Source organism: Moraxella bovoculi (assembly GCF_000988745.2).
Taxonomy (GTDB): Bacteria; Pseudomonadota; Gammaproteobacteria; order Pseudomonadales; family Moraxellaceae; genus Moraxella; species Moraxella bovoculi.
Genome location: NZ_CP011381.2, coordinates 277061 through 297130 on the forward strand (window position 1 = coordinate 277061; position 20070 = coordinate 297130).

The window sequence follows — 20070 nt, forward strand, 5'->3', positions numbered from 1 at the left end:
GAGACTGCTATAATGACTTATTTATCCCAAAGAGTAAATACGCTCATGCGATCAGAGCAGTTATTAAGACTACACCAAGACTTTGCTGAACAAGGAATCATTCTAAGCATCACCAAAAAATCAGTAAAGAACATTAACTTTCGCATGAAAGCGGGCGAATGTCATGTCAGCGTGCCAAGATGGGCATCTGAGCGTGCTGTCATAGAGGCGGTTCGAGCGCGGTTGTCTTGGGTGTTTCAGGCGCATCATAAACTACAACAAAAAGCGCATTTTCGCCATGCTTATGAGCGAAGATTATGGGGTGAGAGTGTGGATTTGCCCGCTGATGAAAGTCAGATTTTACGAATTTATCGGCAGGCGTTGTCTTCTCGGTTACCTGATTTGATTGCCAAATGGCAACCCATCGTCGGTAGGGTCGCCAGAGAAGTGCGCTTAAAGAAAATGAAAACTCGCTGGGGTACATGTAATACTCGTGAAGGTAGAGTGTGGCTGTCGGTATATTTGGCGGCATATCCCTATGAATGCACCGAATATGTGTTCGTGCATGAGCTTTGCCATCTCATTCATGCCAATCACAGCCCATTATTTTGGGCGGAAGTCAAAAAAGCCATGCCAGATTATAAAAAATGGCATGACCTTCTAAAAGCGCGTGATGAAAGCTTGTAAGGGCGGTTATCTGTACTTTTTGGCGTCTTCTGTCATGGCTTGATGGAAGACCTCGCTTAGAATGCGCACATCATCAACGCGTGCGTAGTTAAGGCGTGTGATGAATGCCAGTCGACGATGTGGCCCGGGTTCTGACAGTGGTATAGAAGTTAGGTCATGGATGGTCGATAGCTGATCAAGTGCCATCTTAGGCACGAGCGTCGTCCCCATGCCAGACAGCGCCATCTGAATGATGGTGTTGAGGCTGGCGTCAGAGAATCCTGACTTGATCTCGCTTTTGTTCATTTGGCATACAGACAGTACTTGATCGGTCAAGCAGTGACCTTCACCCAGTAATAGTAAGTTAGTCTTAGATAGCTCGCCACTGGTGATGTGCTTGGAGCTGTCGTGTTCGTCCTCTTTTGGGAAAATCGCAAAAAAATCTTCCGCCCAAAATTCAAAGGTATGCAGACCTTCCACGGGGTATGGCAGGGCGATGATGGCGGTGTCAATGTGTCCGTAGCGTACCTGATCGATGAGGCGCTCGGTTTGTTTTTCAGTGATGGACAGCTCAAAGTTGGGATAGCTTTTCTTTAGGGTAGGCAGCACCTTGGGCATTAGGTAAGGCGCGACAGTTGGGATGATGCCGATCGTCATCGGGTAGGCAAGTGGCGTCTGATGATTGTGCGCGCGTGTGACCAAATCGCTGATCTCGCTAAAAACGCGCTGCGCTCTGTCTAGAATCTCTTCGCCGATTGGGGTGATGAGTACTTGTTTGTTATTACGCTCAAAGATCTGTGTGTCAAGCTGTTTCTCAAGCTCGGCGATGCCAAGGCTTAATGCAGACTGTGAGATATTGCATTCTTCGGCGGCGCGCTTAAAGTGCTTGTGTTTGGCGACCGCCAGAGCGAATTCCAACTGACGTAAAGTAATCATAAAAGTTATCCCAATTCAAACATAAAATTATGACCCCTATTTTACACCTAAGTTTTATAAAACAAAACAGGATAATTAAAAGTTTTAAATGTATAAAAGCGGTATTTTTGTTATGATAGACGGGTAGGACAGTTTTGGGCGAGGGTTCATCGTCCAGCTGTACAATTTCCATCCATTAACATATAGGTGTAATTATGACCGCAATCATCAACCAACAGATTCCTGAATTTACCACCGAAGCATTTGTAAACGGTGAGTTCAAAACCATCTCTACACAAGACACCAAAGGCAAGTGGTCTATCTTCATGTTCTACCCACACGACTTCACTTTCGTGTGCCCAACTGAACTTGAAGACATGGCTGATCACTACGAAGAGCTAAAAGGTCTTGGCGTAGAAGTATATGCAGTATCTACTGACAGCCACTTCGTACACAAAGCATGGCACGATTCATCTCCTGCAATCGGTAAAGTAAAATACCCAATGCTAGGTGATGGTACTGGTAAAATCACTCGTGGCTTTAACATCATGATCGAAGACGAGCACGCGGCACTACGTGGTACTTTCCTAGTAGATCCAGACGGCTTCATCAAAGTAGCTGAGATCCACGACCTAGGCATCGGCCGTTCTGCTAAAGACATGATCCGTAAAGTAAAAGCAGCTCAATACGTTCGTGAAAACGACGGTGAAGTCTGCCCAGCAGCATGGGAAGCAGGTCAAGAGACCTTGAAGCCAAGCCTAGACCTGGTTGGTAAAATCTAAGCTCTAAGCTAATCTTAAAAAAACCATCCAATCTTGGGTGGTTTTTTGTTTGCTAATATATAAAAAAACACAAGCCCAAAAGACTTGTGTTTTTAAAGCGAATAATCTTACAATTATGCTTTGGTCAGTAGATACTGATATAGTTCGTCTTTTAGGGCAAGTTTTTTGCGTTTTAGACCTTCGATTTCTTCAGCGCGGCTGGCTGCAGCAACTGGGTCGTTCTCTAGGTTGGTGATTTCTTCATCAAGTTTGTTGTGCTCGTCAAATAATTTAACGAAATGTAGGTCGTTATCAGTTTTTAGTTTGGTGATTAGTTCGCGGTATTCTGGAAACATAGAATTCTCCTTTGAGTTTGGTGTCATAATGACGAAATTCACCACATAAGAATTATTCTGTGGCTAAGATTATCTTACCAAGAATGATGAGTCTTAGCAAGCAATAAAAATAAGCGTCATCCACACAATTGCAATATAATAACAAGCAGTGATATTGTTTGATTTAAGTGGTTGAGCTTTAGCAATACGAATGTTCAAAATTCTCAAATTTGCATTATCCTGCCATCGGCTTATAATGACATCATACATTCTGATTTATTTATTTTATTTAGTTTTAAGGTGATTATTATGTTAGACCAATCATTATTAGATGCTGTTAAAACGTACAGCGCCAACATGACTCGTCCGATTCAGATGATTTTAGGTCAAGGTGAGCACACCAAACGTGCTGAGCTGATTGATTTTCTTGAAAAAATCGCCAGCACCTCTGATAAGATCGGCTTTGATAAGAGTGTTGTGGATACCGACCTATCTGCGATGAGCTTTAAAATTGCCACCGATAATCGCGATACTGGTATTGTGTTTAGCGGTATCCCTGGCGGTCATGAATTCACGTCACTACTGCTTGCGATTTTGCATGCTGGTGGTCACACCATGAAGCTAGACGAAGGCATTCAAGAGCTTGTTAAGCGAATCCAAAAACCATTAAAATTCCAAACTTTCGTATCGCTGTCTTGCCATAACTGCCCAGATGTCGTACAGGCATTGAATCAGTTTGCCGTACTCAACGATGGCATCGAAAACGAGATGATTGACGGCGGTGTGTTCCCAAAGCTTGTAGAAGCTAACAACATTCAAGGCGTGCCTGCGGTATTCCTAAATGGCAAACCATTCTTAAACGGTAAAGTGGACACCGCGCGTATCATCGATAAGCTACAAGCTAAATACCCTGATCTGCTGTCTGAGGGCGTGGCCGAAGAATTAAAAACCCAAGACGTGACCGTCATCGGTGGCGGTCCTGCAGGTTCGGCAGCTGCTATCTATACCGCTCGTAAGGGTCTGCGCGTGGCTCTAGTGGCTGATCGTATTGGCGGTCAGGTTAAAGACACTCAAGACATTGAGAATCTAATCTCAATCCCATTAACCAATGGCAATACGCTAGCTGGCAACCTATCCACGCACATCAAAGAATACAACATCACCGTCAAAGAGCACGTGAGCGTATCAAGTATTGAAGAAGTGAAGGATGGCTATCGAGTTACCCTAAACACGGGTGCAAGCTGGACGTCACGCACACTAATCATCGCAACAGGCGCCAAATGGCGTAAGCTTGGCGTTAAAGGTGAAGATGAGAACATCGGCAATGGCGTGGCGTACTGTCCACACTGTGATGGCCCATTCTTCAAGGGTAAGCCTGTGGCGGTTATCGGCGGCGGCAACTCTGGCGTTGAAGCAGCGCTTGACTTGGCGGGTATCGTTGAGCATGTGACCGTACTAGAGTTTGATGATAAGCTTCGTGCTGACCAAGTACTGATCGATAAAGCTGAAGCGCGTGATAATATCACTATCATCAAAAATGCCGCCACTCAAGAAATCACCGCTAATAGTGGTAAAGTGGATGGCCTAATCTATCAAGACCGAGCGAGTGGCGAGAATGTGACGTTGCCATTGTCAGCGGTGTTTGTACAGATTGGTCTGGTGCCAAACTCTGATGTGGTTAAGGACTTGGTGGATGTGACAGCTCATGGCGAGATTGAGATTGATGCCAAATGTCGCACCAATAAGCCGGGCGTGTTCGCATGTGGTGACGTGACAACCGTACCATTTAAGCAAATCAACATCGCCATGGGCGAAGGTTCAAAAGCAGGCTTGGCAGCGTTTGAATATCTGATGATGAATTCTTAATTTATTGTGATGTTCAATATCCAAAAAACACACTCTATGATAAAGTGTGTTTTTTATTGCGTATGTTGTGGAGACGGTTATGTGGTATTTTTTGATGGCGTTTGGGATTGGCATGGGCATCGCTGTGCAGGCGGCGATTAATTCAAGCCTTGCCATTGGTCTGGGCAGTCGGCCATTAGCGGCGGCATTTTTCTCTTTTGCTATTGGTACGCTGTGCTTGGGGTTGGTTATGATGTGGCAGGGCGACTGGCAAAGTGTCTTAGACAACATCACCGATCAGCCTTGGTGGCGCTGGGTTGGTGGGGCGATCGGTGCGGTATTTGTATTTATTACGGCATTTTTGGCGCCGAAGATTGGGCTTGTGAACATGGCCTTTCTAATCATCTTAGGGCAGCTGATTGCAGGCATGGTGATTGATCACTTTGGGCTGATTGAGATGCCTGTTCGTTCGTTAGGCTTGCATAAATACATTGGTCTTGGCGTGATGCTGATTGGACTGACCTTTTTTATGTTTGGCGATAAAGTTTTTAAATAAAAAACACGGCGCATTGCTGTGTTTTGTTTTATGTTTAGATGGACTGCACATATTCGTCAAGCAGCTCGAACAGTCGATGAATCTCATCTGCTGTCGAGTAGTGCAAAAATCCTACACGCAAGAATCCCGTCTCAACCAGATCTAAATGACGCACCACATCCAGCGCATAAAAATTACCCGATGGCAAGGCAACGTTGCGCTCGCCAAACCACTTAGCGATGTTGGCAGGATCTAGGACTTTGCCATCTTTGACAAGGTTAAAGGCGAACGTAGGTGTGCGCCCCTCGGTGGTGTTTTTGCCGTATAGGATAAAATAAGGTCGCTGGTTGGCGTATTCTAAGAATAACTTGGATAACCCTTGCTCGTATTGTTGTACGATGGTGTATGCTTGCTGTAGTCGTTCATCTAGCGTGCCATCTATACCACCTAGATTCGCCCAATACTCAATCAATGCAATCATGCCTGCCTTTGCCTCGAATGACTGTGTGCCTTGTTCAAAGGCAAAAGGGCGAATCTCAGTGGCAGGCTCCACTTTATAAGCGGGTAAATCCAGCACGCGATTAGAGGCGTAAGCCATGCCAAGGTGAGCACCGCCAAGTTTATAGCTGGAGGCGAAGAGTAGATCGCAGCCCATCTGAGTGGCATTGACTTTCTCGTGTACGATAGCGTGCACCGCATCAACAACCATGAATGCGCCGACAGCCTTGGTGCGCTCGATGATCGGACTAATGTGAGTCCTTGTTCCTAGCACATTCGACGCCAATGACACCGCCACCAGACGGGTGTTCTCATCAATGAGCGTCTCTAGTGACTGCAAGTCAAGTGTGCTGCCATCAGCAGTCAAAGGAATGCGGCGAATCTCTACGCCCTTATCAATGCCGGCGGTTTGCCATGATGAGACGTTCGAGAAATGATCAATCGAACTTAGGACGATGTTATCACCTGCTTGCCAATCCCGTGATAAAACTCGCGAGAACTGAAACATCAGACTGGTGGAGTTTAGCCCAAAAACCACCTGTTCGGCAGGACAGCCAAGCCAAGCGCCTGCCATCTTACGCGCAGTAGCACTAATGGTGCTGGTGCGTCTGCCGGCATCTGCATGACCACCCATGTTGCTGTTGTAGCAGCCCAGATAATCGCCCATCGCTTGGATGACCGCCTTAGGCACTTGACTGCCACCAGGACCATCAAAGAAAATCGGGGTCTGTCCCTGCTTATCCTTGCAAGAAAATGCCAAAAACTGCTCACGAATCTTGGTAACGTTGTACATGATTTTTCCTAAATCTAATAACGGAAAATAATGCCAATTGATGAATTTGCGTTAAAAATATGCTCAAAATAGCTTACTGCATATTGGCTGTCAATACGAACAGATCCCAAAAGCCCGATTCGCCTGTGGTGCTAAGCTCATTGGCATAGTGCCAAAGCTTGCTGTCATCCATCACGCAATATACGCCCGTCTCGCTTGGTAGTCTGACCAGCATGCTGTCTGGATCGTTCGTCTGATAAGCGCACAGATCACCGCCCTCTACATCTTGACGGCTGACGGTAAACATGCCAATGCGATCAAAGCCGTCTTGGTGCAGACCTTCTGGCGTGGTGATGGTGGGCTTGGCAGGGTCCTTGGAGACGATGCGCATCTGATGAACTTCGATGGTGGCATGGTTAGGCAGTCCGCCTTGCTTGGCGAAGGTATCAACGATGGTTAAGAACCCCTCGGTCTGTAGCAACTCATCACTTACGTCGTCATATTGACGAACCACGTCGCCTTGGAATTTATTTAATTCGCTACTTTGGACGAATTGGCTACCACGAATCAGCTCGATATCTTGACTGTCTTGGTTGTAGGTGAATTTAGAATAGCGGCGCAAACGATAACTACCGTCCTTGTATAGGCTGGGCGTTAAGCTGTCAAAATCAGTACGAAGTGGGGCGATGATGTCGGTAGGCAGATTACCTGTGTGTAGAAGTGCGCTCATGATATGTCCTTATATTGGCGTTAGGAGTCTGCATAATATAACAGAAAGTTATTTTGGTAACAAATAAAATTTATTTATAAAAATCCAATGATAAAAAACCATATTATCGTGATGGCTTATTCGAACAATAAAAAAGCCAAACGCTTGATCGTTTGACTTTTTGGGCTTGATAATATTACATGTTTGGGTAGTTAGGACCGCCACCACCTTCTGGCGTTACCCAAGTAATGTTCTGCGATGGATCTTTGATGTCGCAGGTCTTGCAATGGACACAGTTTTGGCTATTAATGACAAAGCGTGCGCCATGTGGTGCGTTATCATCTGCCACCACTTCGTACACACCAGCAGGGCAGTATAGGCGCGCAGGCTCGGCATACAGTGGTAGGTTCTTGGTGATTGGCACGGTTGGATCGGTCAGCTTTAGATGGCATGGCTGATCTTCGGCGTGGTTGGTGTTTGAGATGAACACGCTTGATAGCTTATCAAAGGTCAGCTTGCCATCCGGTCTTGGGTAGTCAGGCTTGTAGGCGTGATCTGCCTTATCAAGCTGTGCATAATCATAAGCATTGTCATGCACGGTAAATGGAATCTTACCGCCCAGCAGATTCTGCTCAATAAAGGTAAACGCACCGCCCATCCATTGACCCATGCGGTGCATGGCAGGCGAGAAGTTGCGTGCGCTGTGTGCGTCTTCAAATAGCCATGAATTCTCAAAGGCGGTCTGATATTCGGTCACTTCATCGTGCTGACGACCTGCCTGTAGCGCCTTAAAGATACTCTCGGCGGCCAGCATGCCTGACTTCATCGCAGTGTGCGAGCCTTTGATTTTGGCAGGGTTTAGGAAGCCTGCATCATCACCCACCAATACGCCACCAGCAAAGCTAAGCTTAGGCAGGCTGTTTAGACCGCCTTTGGTTAGGGCGCGTGCGCCATAAGATAGGCGTTTACCGCCTTCTAGGATTGGGCGAATCAGCGGGTGAAGTTTTAGACGTTGTAATTCGTCAAATGGCGAAACGTATGGGTTGTGATAAGACAGATCCACCACCAGACCGAAGCTTACTTGATTGTCTTCAGCGAAGTATAAGAACCAGCCGCCTGTCGTGCCAGTTTCGTTCAATGGCCAGCCAGAGCCGTGTAAAATCACGCCTTCTTCGTGCTTGTCTGCATCGATTTCCCAAAGTTCCTTTAGGCCGATGCCGTAGTGCTGTGGATCTTTGTCTTTATCAAGGTGGAAGCGGCTGATTAGGCGTTTGCCTAGATGTCCACGGCAGCCTTCGGCAAAGACGGTGTATTTGGCAAGCAGTTCATAGCCTGCCTCAAAAGATGGCTTAGCCTCGCCGCGCGCATTAACACCCATGTCACCTGTTAAGATGCCGCGTACTGAGCCATCCTCGTTATATAGTATTTCGCTTGCGGTAAAGCTTGGGAATAGCATGATTTCCATCGCTTCGGCCTGCTGTGCTAGCCAGCGTACGACGTTGCCCAGTGAGACGATATAATTGCCTTCGTTGTGCATGCTGCTAGGGACGATACCATTTGGTAGGCGTTTTGTGCTGTTCTTACCAAGCATATACACGCGGTCTTCTTTGGCTTTAACGGTGATGGGTGCGCCCATCTCTTGCCAGTTAGGGAATAATTCATCAAGCGCACGCGTCTCAAGAATCGCGCCTGAAAGCGTGTGTGCGCCAAATTCCGAACCCTTCTCGATGACGCACACCATGAACTCATCCAAACCTTGCTCATTGGCGAGCTGCTTTAGACGGATGGCAGTGGCAAGTCCTGCAGGACCGCCACCTACGACGACGACATCAAATTCCATGGATTCGCGCTGAATTTCATTGTGCATATACATTCCTTAAATCGCTTGTGGGCAGGGGCTGCCAACTGGCTTTTATTGATTAAAAATAACAAAATAGGGGAAATTTCATTATTTTACCAACATCAGATTTTTAAGCAAGTCAATTTATCCAATTAATCAGAGATTTGCGCGCATGCGATGATGATTTTATAAAAAATTGTGGCGAATGATCGTTGGGACGATTGATTTTTTGGGGTTAATTCAGATACAATTAATCCAAATCTAGCCTAATGATTCAGGTGATATAATGACAGATAATAATACACAAATTAATAATAAAAACAATGTCTTGCAGGATATTCTTAGTCATTCATCACCTCAAAATAACCGCAAAATTCCCCCGCTTGAGAAATGGTCACCCGCGCGCATTCACGACTTTGATATTTTTATCGCGGATAATGCAGAATGGTATCATGAAGGCGATAAGATGACTCGTCAGTCATTGGTTGATTTATTTGCCAGCGTACTGTGGGGTCAGGTGGGTGATGATGGCGTGAAGTGTTATTTTTTGAAGACGCCCAGTGACATGTATCAGATTAAGGTGTTCGACGCGCCGCTACTGATTAACACCGTAGATCAAATCGAGCAAGATGGCGTGACGTGGATTGAATTTGGCACGACTAATGGCGATAAGATTATTCTTAATGGTAGTCCATTGTATTTTAAAGAATTTATCAAAGATGGCAAAGCAGAAGATCGTTTGTACATTGACACACGCCATCAGTTGACGGCACGCGTGGGCGCTAATGTGCTCTATCACCTTATACAGATGGGTGAGCTGTCCGAAGAGGGCGGGCGGACGATGCTTACGCTCACAAGCGGTGGACGCACACACCGCGTGGTAACTGAGGTGAGCCATGATTAATCAGCATCCTGATTATGTTAATGATCCAGAGAATGCGCCGATTGGCATGTTTGATTCAGGTGTTGGCGGGCTGTCGGTCTATCGACATCTAAAGGCGTTACTGCCTAATGAGAGATTCATTTATTATGCCGATACAGCAAATGTCCCGTATGGCAATAAGTCTGCCGATGAGATTCTATTGCTAACCATGCAAGCAGTGGCAAGATTATGTAAACGCGGCTGTAAGCTCATCGTCATCGCGTGCAACAGCGCATCAGCGAACGCACTGCCCACCATCAGAAAGCGATGCAGTGTGCCCATCGTAGGTCTGGTGCCTGCTGTGAAGCCTGCATGCGCCAAGACCCAAACAAACAAAATCGCTGTACTGGCAACGCGCGCCACATTGTCGGGGCATCTGTTTAATGACGTTATCGATGAAGTGGCGACCCCAAATGGCATCAAGGTACAAAAGCACTTCGAACCGATGCTCGTGCCATGGGTGGAAGGCGGCATGCCCATCGACAGCCATGTGGCAGACCTACTCATCGAGCAGATGCGCCTGTGGTCAGCTGATGGTGTGGATGTGGTGGTGCTAGGATGTACGCACTATCCATTTTTTCGAGAGTTTTTACAAGCCTATATCGACAAAAACAACCTTAGCGTGCATCTGATTGATTCGGGCGCTGCCATTGCCCAGCGTGTCAAATCGCTGCTGAGTGCTTATCAGGTTAGTGCCAATTCACCCAAGAATCTACCGCTGACTTTGTACGCCAGTCATTTCGATGAGCAGCTGGCTAGAACCGTGGGCGGTCTGATTGATGATCAGGTGAAATTCGTAGGTTATGATTTTTTGCCGTTGGCTGATGATGTGCTGTAAGCCAAATGTAGAAAAATGTAAATATGCATGGATTGACATTGTCAAAGCGTTCAAAATTTGGTCTAATGGTATCAGACCAAAACAACCAAAAAGGAGATGACCATGTCAGAATCAAAGCTAAATGAACAGATCAAAAAATTCGATGAGCTGCAAGACAGCATGCACGAAGCTGAAAAAAACCGCACGCTAGAAGAGCAAGTAGCCTACCTAAAGTCACAAGGCATTGACCCATCGAAATCCTATGCCAAATGGGACGACGACCAAGAAGAGGAGTAATGTCTTACCGTCTGGTGCAATGAGTGTATAATTCTAAATTCGATATAAAAAGCCCAATCGTAGTGATTGGGCTTTTGTCTGTCTTTTAGATTAGTTTGGTACTAATGAAATGGTGCCATCAGCATTCACCACACGGCGATACGTCTTAGGTGCAACCGTCTGAGCTGGTACTTGAATGGTGCGTACAGGCGCATAAGTCGGCTGAGCTGGACGCGGCTGAGCTTGTGCAGGCGCGACCGATGGTGCTTGTTGTGCGACAGGGAGTACTACTTGAGCAGGCTGGGCGACTGGATTGACTTGAGCTGCGTTAGGGCTAGTGCTGACGCGGCTTGTGATTAAGCGATGGAATTTTTGACCTGCGCGACCATCTGGACTAACACCCGCTTGTCTTTGATAATCCATGATGGCGCGGCGCGTATTATCACCGATGATACCATCGACTTTACCGATGTCGTAGCCTGCATTTAGAAGTGCTTGCTGAATTTCTTTGGCTTCACGGCGGCTGATGCCAGGATCGTCAGTTGGCCAAGGGGTGGCAAAATTGGTATTCGTATCAGAATTCTCAATCAACGTCGATAGATGAGCGATGGCAAGTGCATAGCTCTCTGATGCGTTATAAGAATAGAAGGTATCGAAGTTCTTACCAACCAAGAACGCAGGACCTTGGCGACCTGCAGGCAGTAGCAGTCCTGCCGATGCCATGTTGTTCGGTAATGGGCGACCATCTGGTAGGGTGATGCCTTGATTCTGCCAGTGGCTGATGGATTTTTTGGCAGTGCGTCCGCTTGAACCTGTGTAGCCGTTTAGGCGGACTTCATAGCCCCATGGCTCGCCTGCACGGTAGCCACGTTTGTTTAGGAAATTGGCGGTACTGGCAAGCGCGTCTGCCTTAGAATTCACCAAGTCCTTACGTCCATCGCCGTCAAAATCCACCGCCAATTCCAAAAAGGTGCTCGGCATGAACTGCGTCTGTCCGAATGCACCTGCCCATGAACCTGTCATGTCAGATGGGCGGATGTCGCCGTTTTGGACGATTTTGAGTGCGCTGGCAAATTCACCGCGAAAATAGCTCTGACGACGATCAAAGCAAGATAACGTCGCCAGGCTGGTAAATAGGTTCTTGCCACCTAAGGTCTGACCAAAATTACTCTCAACGCCCCACACGCCAAGCACGTGTTCAGGCTTCACACCATAGCGCGACTCGATGCGGCGCAGCACATCGACCTGCTCAGCACGAGCTGCCAGACCATCTGCCACACGCTCACTGTCAACAAGTGATGCGTGATAATCCCACGGGTCTTTTTTAAATTCAGGTTGATAGTTTAGTGAGCGGATAACGCTTGGGTCAGGTTCGCTAGGTCGATACATCTCAAAGGTGCTGCCAGAGATGCTGCGAAAGGCAGATGAATGCTTTAGATTATCTAGGCACTGCTGGAACTGTGCATTTGACAGATAAGGTAAATCATTGGCCTGCACGCTCGAGAATGCGCCGATGCTTGTTAAGGCAAGGCTGATTTTGGCTAAGGTTTTCATAATTGTCCTAAAAATGGCAAAAGTAGCTATAAAGTACGTAATTTTTGCCCATTAAAAAAAGTAAAATTGATAAAATCAACCGACGGGCAAGATTTGAGTAAGGTATCGGCTGATTTTTGAGCTTGTTTAGAGATTTTGTGCGATTTTTTGGCTGTGGCGTTCAAGGTACCACAACAAGAAAACCGCCGCCACCGCCAGAGAAATCACAAGCGCCGTCCAGAATCCATAGATGCCCATGCCATAATGAAATGCCAAAAAATACCCTGGAATCAGGCCACAGCCCCAGAATGCGATGAGATGGATCACCATCGGAACGCTTGTGACCTTGTAACCGCGCAGGGCATAGCTTGCCACGCATTGAATGGCATCGAACAGCTGGAATGCCGCAGCGAATAAAATCACGGTCGCAGCGATACCAATCACCGTCAGATCGTCGGTATACATGTCTGCCAATGGATAACGTAGAACAATCAAAAACGCCGCCGTGACGAATGAGACAACGATGGCAGATGAGATGGCGACACCTGAGACGTAGCGTGCGCGTTTTGGTTTTTGTTGCCCTAGATAGTAACCGGTGCGTACGGTCGAGGCGATGCCCATGCTCTGAGGCAGCATAAAGATAAGACTGGTCAGGCTAATCACGATCTGCTGGGCAGCGACATAGTTCTCTGTATCGCCACTAAGACGCGCTACCAAGAACATGATGCAGGTAAATAAGCTGACTTCAATAAAAAAAGACAAACCAATTGGTGCGCCTAGGCGGGTAATCTCGATGAAGGTTTTTAGGTTGGGAGCGGTGATTTTATCTGTTAGACCAAATGGCTTAAAATACACGTCTTTGGCGATATAAATAGCCAAAACGATGGCATTCACCCAAAATACGACCGCAGTCGCCAAGCCGCAGCCAGCACCGCCAAGCGCAGGCATGCCAAATTTACCATACACAAAAATCCAATTCAAAGGAATGTTAAGTGCAAAGCAAATCCAGCTGACGATCATGATTGCACGAGGGCGATTAAGACTAGACGCATAAGCATGTAGCGCACGATGCACCATGGCGGCAGGCATGGCAAGCCCAATAAACCAAATATAGATCTCGGTAATGGCAAGCGTCTGTTGACTTAAATCAAAAAACGCCTTAAATGGCGCGATCGCCACCCACATCGCCAGCATTCCAATGATGCCCATCAGTAGTCCGTACCACAGACCTTGACGTCCCATCTCACCGATCTCATGAGTGGCTTTGGCACCGTGCTGCTGAGCGATCATGGGGTTAAGCGCGGTCATCACGCCCATCAAAGTCACATAGACAGTAACGAACAGGCTGCTGCCTAGCGCTACCGCCGCCAAGTCGCTCTTGCCTGCACCACCTGCCATAACGGTATCGACGAAACTAGTGCCGACTTGGGCAACCTGAGCCAGTAGCATAGGTAGGGCGAGAGCGATGAGGGTTTTTAGTTCTTTTTTGTAGGTGCTGATAGAATTGGCAGTGACGTCTAGCATGATGAGCCGAATGTGATGAATGGGGTGAATTTCGCCAATACAGATCAAAAAAACAGATGAAATTCGTTGGTATGTATTATAAAGAAAAACGCCCAAAAAGTCCACGTAAAGCCCAGTCGTATCTATGATAAATAAATACAAAAGTAGGGCAGTATATCCATCTTAAAATCATACGCTGGCACAATGGGCATGAATAGAGTCAAATTTGAATTGATTATTGTCAATTTATACTTCTAAAGTAGTATGCCACGCCCTATTAGATGGATGACGATTGCTGTTTGTTTTGTTAGACTTAGATTACACCCATAGCCGAGGCAACGCCCAGCCGATTAACATGAAAACGTCCGTCCCCACCTACCACGCCAAAGCCCCCTTTGCTGACATGGGCGGGCAAGGCTCACACACCCAGCTTACCCCCACCCCACTTGTGGACGGATTTAACAGACAGCTGACCTATCTACGCCTATCCGTTACTGACTTTTGTAACTTTCGCTGTGATTACTGCTTGCCGAACGGCTATCAAGGCAAACGAGCTGATGACGAGCTGACACTTGCCGAGATTGACACGCTTTTTGACGGCTTTGTCAGTCTTGGTACAAAAAAATTACGTCTGACAGGCGGAGAGCCATCCGTTCGTCGTGATTTGGCGGACATCATCGCCCTTGCCAAACAGCATGGCATTGCCAAAATCGCCATCTCATCAAACGGCTACAAACTTGCCAAACATCTATCATCTTGGCAAAACGCTGGACTTAACCAATTAAATCTTAGTATTGACAGTTTTGATAAAGACATATTCAAAAAAATCACAGGCTTTGACATATTGCCCACGCTATTAAATGATGTGGATGAATTATTACAAACGACCGACATTAAATTAAAGATGAACGGTATTTTAATGCACGATACCGCTTATGATAATTTATTATCCGCCCTTGATTTTGTCAAAGAGCGTCCTGTTACTTATCGCTTTATTGAATTTATGCAAACCAGTGATAATGCCGATTTGTTTTTTGCTCAAAATCAAACCGCCCAGTTTATCAAAGACTACCTTGTTACACATGGCTGGCAACCCAAGCCTAAAGCCCAAGACGATGGACCTGCTATTGAATATATCCACACTGATTATGCAGGCAGTATTGGCATTATTGAGCCGTATGCCAAAAACTTTTGTGATAGTTGCAATCGCTTAAGAGTCAGCAGTCTTGGCAAAGTGCATTTGTGCTTATTTGATTCTCAAAATTATGACATTCGTCCTTATCTTGCCACACAAGATAAAAAAGGGCTAATGACAGCACTAAAAGGCTTAATGCCAATCAAACCTGAACACCATTATTTAGACAGTCATAGCGGTATTATGAATAATTTATCGCTGGTGGGTGGTTAGTTATATCTTATGATATGATATGGCTTTTAATGCATAAGGTGTTCAATCATGACCGCAGAGACAATCACACAAGCAGATGATTTGCCCAGATTTATCGGCACATTAACCGATGTACGAGCAGGCAAGGTAGAGCCGTTCGTGCGTGGCGTGAGTGCCATTAACAAAATAGCGATTGACGGTAGCATGACGGTAAATCTGCTGGGTCTGTCCGAGGATGAGCAGGCAGAACATAAATTTCATGGTGGACATCTAAAAGCCCTGCATCAGATGCCCATCACGACCTATGACGCCATCAATCAAGAATTTAATTTGAACGCTCCCATCGGTTCATTGGGCGAGAACCTAACCGTGGTGGCAGCAGGCGAGCCGATGTGCGAGGATAATGTCTGCATTGGCGACATTTATCAGTTTGGCGAGGGCGATGACAGCGTACAGGTGCGTCTGATACAGCCACGTCGCCCCTGCTATAAGATTAATGATAAGCTTGGCAACGCAGGCGTGTCCTATTTCGTGGCACGAGAGGGCATTGCAGGGTGGTATTATCAGGTGGTGCGAACTGGGGTGCTTCATGCGGACATGCCTGTTTATCTCATTGACCGCCCTTATCATTTTGCTAATTTGACAGCGTTATGGTCATTGATTAACCAAAAATCTGGCATTGAGACACAGACGGCGGATAAATGGCTTGGTATTGACTGTCTAGAAATCAGCTGGAAAAAGAAAATCCACGACAAACGTAAAACTCATTGATATTTTATTTATTTTAATTTACAAGGGTAATCCTATGTGCAAGCTTTGCAATAATCCCAATCACATCGCCCCGCCAAAAGCGGACAAACCATTTATTCCGCTCAACATCGCCGTGCTGACCGTCTCCGACACCCGCACGCTGGACGAAGACACATCAGGGCAATATTTGGCAGACAGTATCGTCAAAGCAGGGCATACGCTCATCGACCGCAAACTCACAACAGATGACATCTACCAAATCCGTGCCGTGATGAGTGGGTGGATTGCTGACCCCAATGTTCATGCCGTCATCAGCACGGGCGGTACGGGCTTTTATCATCGGGACAATATGCCAGAGGCGGTGTCGGTGCTGTTTGACAAAGAAGTGGCAGGCTTTGGCGAGATGTTTCGCCTACTCTCCAAAGATGACATCGGTATGTCCACCTTGCAATCTCGGGCGGTGGCAGGTATGGCGAACAGCACGGCGATTTTTTGTTTGCCGGGTTCGACAGGGGCGTGCCGTACGGGCTGGGAGGGTATTTTGTTAGAACAGCTTGATAACCGCACACGCCCATGTAACTTTGTGCCACATCTTATGCGTCAAAATCCCACGCACGGCTAAGCGATGGGCAAAGCCATGAGCGTGATTGGTCTATTGATTTTGACAGGGGGTAATTCTCGCCGTATGGGTTCGCCCAAGGCATTATTACCTTTGCCAAATCATCAGACATTGCTTGATTTTCACATCAATAATGCCAATATGTTAAATCTGCCGATATTACTTGGTGATAATGACAAGGGTTTTTTGGACAAATCTTTTTTTAAAAACGCCAATCCAATCAATTCATCGCTCATTGTGATTGATGACTATATCAAAAATGCAGGGGCGTTATCGTGTCTTTTATCGGCTTTTCATTATTGTCAAACTCATTTTGTTAATCAAGATGAAACAATGGACAATAATTTATCCGATAAATTTTTGATGGTAATTAGCTGTGATAATTTGATTGATGTTAGCCAAATTTTTAATTTATTAAAAAAGTCTAATTTAAAAAATTATCATGGGGCATATTTAAAAGACACATCGGGCGATAAAGATTATCCGTTATTAGGCTGTTATTCGTTGTCTTTATATGATGAATTAAAAATATATTTGGATAAGGGCGAGCGGTCTGTGATGAAATTTTTAAAGGATAAAGCCATTTATCAAACACGCATGCCAACAGATTGGCGAAATCTTGCCAATTTTAATACGCCCGATGAATTTAAATTGGCATTGTCGTATTTTAAAAACAACCCACAAAAAGAGCAATCATGAACCTTACCCATTTAGACAAAGACGGCAACATCACCATGGTGGACGTGGGCGACAAAATCGCCACCGCACGCACCGCGAGTGCACAGGGCAAGGTGGTGTTCACCCCTGACGTGTACCGCCGCATCAAAGACACAGACGGCATGACCAAAAAGGGCAATATCATTCAGACCGCCCACATTGCAGGGATTATGGCAGGCAAAAAAACACATGAGCTGATACCCTTATGCCACGCCTTGCCCCTTGACACCATCAAGATGAGCTTTCGTTATGCCGATGATGAGTGTGCCATCGTGGTGGGGGCGACCGCCAAAGTTACCCATAAGACAGGCGTTGAAATGGAAGCCCTGACCGCCGTGTCGTTGGCGTGCCTTACCATCTATGACATGACCAAGGCAATCAGCCATGACATCATGATAACTGATATTCATCTTATCCAAAAAACAGGGGGAAAATCCGATTATGACAAATAACAATCAAACGCTTGATACGATAAGCCTTACCGTGCTGTACTTTGCCAGCCTTGCCGAGCAGGCAGGTAAGGATAGCGAGACTGTGCAGACTGATAGTGATGATTTGGCGATGATTTATGCCAAATTGTCCGCCAAATACGGCTTTGATTTAAACCAAGACAAAGTGGCGGTTGCCATCAATCACGAGTTTGGCAGTTGGGGTGATAAGGTCTCATCAGGCGATACGATTGCCTTTATTCCACCTGTGGCAGGGGGCTGATATGAAAACGGTTCATGATAATGCGTTAATCACAAGCCTGCCCAAGGATGAAGCCTATGAGCTTGCCCGAGTGGACGGTTTTGCTTTGTCGGATTGCCCCATTGATGATAGATTGTTAAAATCGTATCTACTAAATGACACGGCGGGGGCGCTCGTCACGTTTGAGGGGTGGGTGCGTAACCATAATAATAAGCGAGCGGTGAGCCGTCTGACTTATTATGGCTATGAACAGCTTGCCATCAATCATGGGGCGAAGCTCATCCGTGAAGCCAAAGCCAAGTTTGACATCACGCACGCAGTCGCCATTCATCGCATTGGCGAGCTTGGCATTGGCGATATGGCGGTGTGGGTTGGGGTGTGTGCGTCTCATCGTACGCCTGCATTTGATGCCTGCGAGTGGCTACTGAACGCCATCAAAGCCGACATTCCTGTGTGGAAGCAGGAATTTTATGATGACGACAGCAGTTTTTGGTTGTCTAATAATGGCTAGGGGTAGTTGGGGTGAATATGACAAAATTTAGCCTAATGGCGTGTGGTATGCTACTTTTGACAGCTTGCCACGATGATAACAATGCCACACCTGCCTCAGCTGATACCATCATGCTCTACGCCGCCATTAGCGTGAGCGATGTGATGAATGAGCTTATCAAAGATTATGAAACCGCCCATCAAACCAAAGTTAACGTCTCTTATGCGGGGTCATCAACCCTAGCCAAGCAGATTGAGCAGGGAGCAGGGGCGGATATCTTTGTATCGGCAGATATGGAGTGGGCAGAATATCTTGTTAAAGCCGACAAAGCACAAGCAAGTACACCACTCCTAAACAACCGCCTTGTGCTTATCTATCCCAAAAATATGCCCATCACAATCGACATGACCGCACAGACATTGGATGGGCAGTTTGATGGCAAGCTCTGCACAGGGCAGACCGACAGCGTACCTGTGGGCAAATACGCCAAGCAAGCCCTAACCGCCAAAAACTGGTGGCAAGGCATGCAAGGCAGATTGGTGGAGACGGCAGATGTACGCACCGCCCTAAACTTTGTTGCTCGAGGCGAATGTGTGCTTGGGATTGTCTATGCCACCGATGCCAAGATGAGCGATCAGGTGGGCATTGCTGGCGAATTTGCCACAACCGACCACGCACCCATCGTCTATCCTGTGGTGCAACTTACCCAAAGTACCAACGCCCATGCCTTTTATGACTACCTACAAAGCGACACCGCCAAAACGGTGTATCAAAAATACGGCTTTGGTGTGGTAGAATAGAGCCTTTGATTAACCGCCATTATCCATGCTAACCCCTGATGAAATCGCCATTTTGACCTTATCATTCAAGGTTGCTTTTTGTTGTTTGCTTATCAACATCGTGCCTGCCGTATTGGTGGGCTATTGGCTTGCTCGTAAGGAATTTTGGGGTAAGTCGCTTGTTGAGACGGTAATTTTTTTGCCCCTTGTGTTGCCCCCTGTTGTGCCAGGGTATATTTTGCTTGTGCTGTTTGGCAATCAAGGGATAATTGGCAAGCACCTATCGGCTTTGGGGCTAGAATTTGCTTTTAATTGGAAAGGGGCGGTGCTAGCAAGTGCGGTGATGGGCTTTCCGCTTATGGTGCAGTCGGTACGCCTTGCCATGCAGATGGTGGATAGGCGACTTGAAATGACCGCTCGCACGCTTGGGGCATCTGATGTGGCGGTATTTTTTGGGATAACTCTGCCCCTTGCGTGGGGCGGGATTTTGGTGGGGGCGATATTGTCCTTTTGTCGCAGTCTTGGCGAATTTGGGGCGACCATCACCTTTGTGGGCAATGTGGCAGGCGAGACTCGCACGTTGCCCCTTGCCATTTATGGCCTACTCCAGCAAGCCGATAGCGACCATGCCATCATGCGACTTTTGATTTTGTCGGTGGCGGTGGCGTTTTGTGCGTTGTGGTTTTCGCAGTGGTACATCCGCCATCAGTCCGCCAAATTACAAGGATAAGC

The 20070-nt window shown here is 46.8% G+C and carries 23 protein-coding genes; 16 read left to right on the plus strand and 7 right to left on the minus strand.

What is annotated here, in order from left to right; translation table 11 throughout:
• The first annotated feature begins 12 nt into the window (after positions 1-12).
• Entirely contained in the window at positions 13-666 is a 654-nt protein-coding gene (locus AAX10_RS01255) for a M48 family metallopeptidase (protein WP_226997788.1), read from the plus strand.
• Between the two features lie 6 nt (positions 667-672).
• Here the strand turns inward: AAX10_RS01255 and AAX10_RS01260 are convergent, their stop codons facing one another.
• A complete protein-coding gene (locus AAX10_RS01260) occupies positions 673-1581 on the minus strand; it encodes a hydrogen peroxide-inducible genes activator (RefSeq protein ID WP_046699624.1) in 909 nt (302 codons plus the stop codon).
• Between the two features lie 194 nt (positions 1582-1775).
• Here AAX10_RS01260 and ahpC point away from each other — a divergent pair, with 194 nt between their 5' ends.
• Complete coding sequence (ahpC, locus tag AAX10_RS01265; protein ID WP_036363509.1) at positions 1776-2342, plus strand: alkyl hydroperoxide reductase subunit C; 567 nt, start codon at positions 1776-1778, stop codon at positions 2340-2342.
• Between the two features lie 113 nt (positions 2343-2455).
• Here the strand turns inward: ahpC and AAX10_RS01270 are convergent, their stop codons facing one another.
• On the minus strand, positions 2456-2677 hold the full coding sequence (locus AAX10_RS01270) for an HP1242/YdcH family protein (protein WP_046699625.1): 222 nt from the start codon (positions 2675-2677) through the stop codon (positions 2456-2458).
• A 288-nt stretch (positions 2678-2965) separates the two neighbouring features.
• Here AAX10_RS01270 and ahpF point away from each other — a divergent pair, with 288 nt between their 5' ends.
• Positions 2966-4522 (plus strand): alkyl hydroperoxide reductase subunit F, encoded by a 1557-nt coding sequence (ahpF, locus tag AAX10_RS01275; protein ID WP_046699626.1) that lies wholly within the window; start codon positions 2966-2968, stop codon positions 4520-4522.
• 79 nt (positions 4523-4601) lie between these two features.
• Positions 4602-5057, plus strand: a complete 456-nt coding sequence (locus tag AAX10_RS01280) for a DMT family transporter (protein ID WP_046700536.1) — start codon at positions 4602-4604, stop codon at positions 5055-5057.
• A 34-nt stretch (positions 5058-5091) separates the two neighbouring features.
• Here AAX10_RS01280 and AAX10_RS01285 read toward each other — a convergent pair whose 3' ends face one another.
• The 3 genes from AAX10_RS01285 to AAX10_RS01295 form a co-directional block, all read right to left on the minus strand.
• Positions 5092-6327 carry an aminotransferase class V-fold PLP-dependent enzyme gene (locus AAX10_RS01285; protein WP_080946968.1) on the minus strand — a complete coding sequence of 412 codons (1236 nt, stop codon included), beginning with the start codon at positions 6325-6327 and terminating at the stop codon, positions 5092-5094.
• A gap of 73 nt (positions 6328-6400) precedes the next feature.
• Positions 6401-7036 carry a 2OG-Fe dioxygenase family protein gene (locus AAX10_RS01290; protein WP_052585271.1) on the minus strand — a complete coding sequence of 212 codons (636 nt, stop codon included), beginning with the start codon at positions 7034-7036 and terminating at the stop codon, positions 6401-6403.
• 175 nt (positions 7037-7211) lie between these two features.
• Positions 7212-8882, minus strand: coding sequence for an electron transfer flavoprotein-ubiquinone oxidoreductase (locus AAX10_RS01295; protein WP_046699628.1), 1671 nt, complete (start codon positions 8880-8882; stop codon positions 7212-7214).
• Between the two features lie 259 nt (positions 8883-9141).
• On the opposite strand from AAX10_RS01295, the gene AAX10_RS01300 reads away from it, so the two are divergent.
• From AAX10_RS01300 to AAX10_RS01310, 3 genes are all read left to right on the plus strand, one after another.
• Positions 9142-9759, plus strand: coding sequence for a DUF1285 domain-containing protein (locus AAX10_RS01300; RefSeq protein WP_046699629.1), 618 nt, complete (start codon positions 9142-9144; stop codon positions 9757-9759).
• Positions 9752-10615, plus strand: coding sequence for a glutamate racemase (gene murI / locus AAX10_RS01305; protein WP_046699630.1), 864 nt, complete (start codon positions 9752-9754; stop codon positions 10613-10615). The genes AAX10_RS01300 and murI overlap by 8 nt, the downstream gene beginning before the upstream one ends.
• 102 nt (positions 10616-10717) lie before the next feature.
• The gene (locus AAX10_RS01310) at positions 10718-10891 is read left to right on the plus strand and encodes a hypothetical protein (protein WP_226997789.1); all 174 of its coding nucleotides are present in this window, start codon (positions 10718-10720) and stop codon (positions 10889-10891) included.
• A gap of 90 nt (positions 10892-10981) precedes the next feature.
• Here AAX10_RS01310 and AAX10_RS01315 read toward each other — a convergent pair whose 3' ends face one another.
• Together AAX10_RS01315 and AAX10_RS01320 are read right to left on the minus strand one after the other, a co-directional pair.
• Positions 10982-12424 carry a lytic murein transglycosylase gene (locus AAX10_RS01315; protein ID WP_046699631.1) on the minus strand — a complete coding sequence of 481 codons (1443 nt, stop codon included), beginning with the start codon at positions 12422-12424 and terminating at the stop codon, positions 10982-10984.
• A gap of 126 nt (positions 12425-12550) precedes the next feature.
• Positions 12551-13927 (minus strand): MATE family efflux transporter, encoded by a 1377-nt coding sequence (locus AAX10_RS01320; RefSeq protein ID WP_226997790.1) that lies wholly within the window; start codon positions 13925-13927, stop codon positions 12551-12553.
• 382 nt (positions 13928-14309) lie between these two features.
• Between AAX10_RS01320 and moaA the strand changes: the two genes are divergently transcribed.
• From moaA to modB, 9 genes are read left to right on the plus strand one after another with little or no spacing between them, the layout of a single operon-like run.
• Positions 14310-15314 (plus strand): GTP 3',8-cyclase MoaA, encoded by a 1005-nt coding sequence (gene moaA, locus AAX10_RS01325; protein WP_420812467.1) that lies wholly within the window; start codon positions 14310-14312, stop codon positions 15312-15314.
• A gap of 48 nt (positions 15315-15362) precedes the next feature.
• Complete coding sequence (locus tag AAX10_RS01330) at positions 15363-16064, plus strand: MOSC domain-containing protein (RefSeq protein ID WP_046699632.1); 702 nt, start codon at positions 15363-15365, stop codon at positions 16062-16064.
• Positions 16065-16098: 34 nt separating this feature from the next.
• The gene (moaB, locus tag AAX10_RS01335) at positions 16099-16665 is read left to right on the plus strand and encodes a molybdenum cofactor biosynthesis protein B (protein ID WP_046699633.1); all 567 of its coding nucleotides are present in this window, start codon (positions 16099-16101) and stop codon (positions 16663-16665) included.
• Positions 16666-16668: 3 nt separating this feature from the next.
• Positions 16669-17361, plus strand: coding sequence for a molybdenum cofactor guanylyltransferase (gene mobA, locus AAX10_RS01340; protein ID WP_226997792.1), 693 nt, complete (start codon positions 16669-16671; stop codon positions 17359-17361).
• Entirely contained in the window at positions 17358-17831 is a 474-nt protein-coding gene (gene moaC / locus AAX10_RS01345) for a cyclic pyranopterin monophosphate synthase MoaC (RefSeq protein WP_046699634.1), read from the plus strand. Before mobA ends, moaC begins: the two co-directional genes overlap by 4 nt.
• A complete protein-coding gene (locus AAX10_RS01350) occupies positions 17821-18090 on the plus strand; it encodes a MoaD/ThiS family protein (protein ID WP_046699635.1) in 270 nt (89 codons plus the stop codon). The genes moaC and AAX10_RS01350 overlap by 11 nt, the downstream gene beginning before the upstream one ends.
• A 1-nt stretch (position 18091) precedes the next feature.
• Entirely contained in the window at positions 18092-18580 is a 489-nt protein-coding gene (locus tag AAX10_RS01355; RefSeq protein ID WP_046699636.1) for a molybdenum cofactor biosynthesis protein MoaE, read from the plus strand.
• A 35-nt stretch (positions 18581-18615) separates the two neighbouring features.
• Entirely contained in the window at positions 18616-19359 is a 744-nt protein-coding gene (modA, locus tag AAX10_RS01360; protein WP_080947176.1) for a molybdate ABC transporter substrate-binding protein, read from the plus strand.
• Positions 19360-19384: 25 nt separating this feature from the next.
• Entirely contained in the window at positions 19385-20068 is a 684-nt protein-coding gene (gene modB / locus AAX10_RS01365; RefSeq protein ID WP_036363539.1) for a molybdate ABC transporter permease subunit, read from the plus strand.
• Positions 20069-20070: the final 2 nt, after the last annotated feature.

Excerpts from the sequence above, each read along its gene's own strand:
- AAX10_RS01255 (WP_226997788.1), top strand. The coding sequence starts at position 13 with ATGACTTATTTATCCCAAAGAGTAAATACGCTCATGCGATCAGAGCAG.
- AAX10_RS01260 (WP_046699624.1), bottom strand. The coding sequence starts at position 1,581 with ATGATTACTTTACGTCAGTTGGAATTCGCTCTGGCGGTCGCCAAACAC.
- ahpC (WP_036363509.1), top strand. The coding sequence starts at position 1,776 with ATGACCGCAATCATCAACCAACAGATTCCTGAATTTACCACCGAAGCA.
- AAX10_RS01270 (WP_046699625.1), bottom strand. The coding sequence starts at position 2,677 with ATGTTTCCAGAATACCGCGAACTAATCACCAAACTAAAAACTGATAAC.
- ahpF (WP_046699626.1), top strand. The coding sequence starts at position 2,966 with ATGTTAGACCAATCATTATTAGATGCTGTTAAAACGTACAGCGCCAAC.
- AAX10_RS01280 (WP_046700536.1), top strand. The coding sequence starts at position 4,602 with ATGTGGTATTTTTTGATGGCGTTTGGGATTGGCATGGGCATCGCTGTG.
- AAX10_RS01285 (WP_080946968.1), bottom strand. The coding sequence starts at position 6,327 with ATGTACAACGTTACCAAGATTCGTGAGCAGTTTTTGGCATTTTCTTGC.
- AAX10_RS01290 (WP_052585271.1), bottom strand. The coding sequence starts at position 7,036 with ATGAGCGCACTTCTACACACAGGTAATCTGCCTACCGACATCATCGCC.
- AAX10_RS01295 (WP_046699628.1), bottom strand. The coding sequence starts at position 8,882 with ATGCACAATGAAATTCAGCGCGAATCCATGGAATTTGATGTCGTCGTC.
- AAX10_RS01300 (WP_046699629.1), top strand. The coding sequence starts at position 9,142 with ATGACAGATAATAATACACAAATTAATAATAAAAACAATGTCTTGCAG.
- murI (WP_046699630.1), top strand. The coding sequence starts at position 9,752 with ATGATTAATCAGCATCCTGATTATGTTAATGATCCAGAGAATGCGCCG.
- AAX10_RS01310 (WP_226997789.1), top strand. The coding sequence starts at position 10,718 with ATGTCAGAATCAAAGCTAAATGAACAGATCAAAAAATTCGATGAGCTG.
- AAX10_RS01315 (WP_046699631.1), bottom strand. The coding sequence starts at position 12,424 with ATGAAAACCTTAGCCAAAATCAGCCTTGCCTTAACAAGCATCGGCGCA.
- AAX10_RS01320 (WP_226997790.1), bottom strand. The coding sequence starts at position 13,927 with ATGCTAGACGTCACTGCCAATTCTATCAGCACCTACAAAAAAGAACTA.
- moaA (WP_420812467.1), top strand. The coding sequence starts at position 14,310 with ATGGGCGGGCAAGGCTCACACACCCAGCTTACCCCCACCCCACTTGTG.
- AAX10_RS01330 (WP_046699632.1), top strand. The coding sequence starts at position 15,363 with ATGACCGCAGAGACAATCACACAAGCAGATGATTTGCCCAGATTTATC.
- moaB (WP_046699633.1), top strand. The coding sequence starts at position 16,099 with ATGTGCAAGCTTTGCAATAATCCCAATCACATCGCCCCGCCAAAAGCG.
- mobA (WP_226997792.1), top strand. The coding sequence starts at position 16,669 with ATGGGCAAAGCCATGAGCGTGATTGGTCTATTGATTTTGACAGGGGGT.
- moaC (WP_046699634.1), top strand. The coding sequence starts at position 17,358 with ATGAACCTTACCCATTTAGACAAAGACGGCAACATCACCATGGTGGAC.
- AAX10_RS01350 (WP_046699635.1), top strand. The coding sequence starts at position 17,821 with ATGACAAATAACAATCAAACGCTTGATACGATAAGCCTTACCGTGCTG.
- AAX10_RS01355 (WP_046699636.1), top strand. The coding sequence starts at position 18,092 with ATGAAAACGGTTCATGATAATGCGTTAATCACAAGCCTGCCCAAGGAT.
- modA (WP_080947176.1), top strand. The coding sequence starts at position 18,616 with ATGGCGTGTGGTATGCTACTTTTGACAGCTTGCCACGATGATAACAAT.
- modB (WP_036363539.1), top strand. The coding sequence starts at position 19,385 with ATGCTAACCCCTGATGAAATCGCCATTTTGACCTTATCATTCAAGGTT.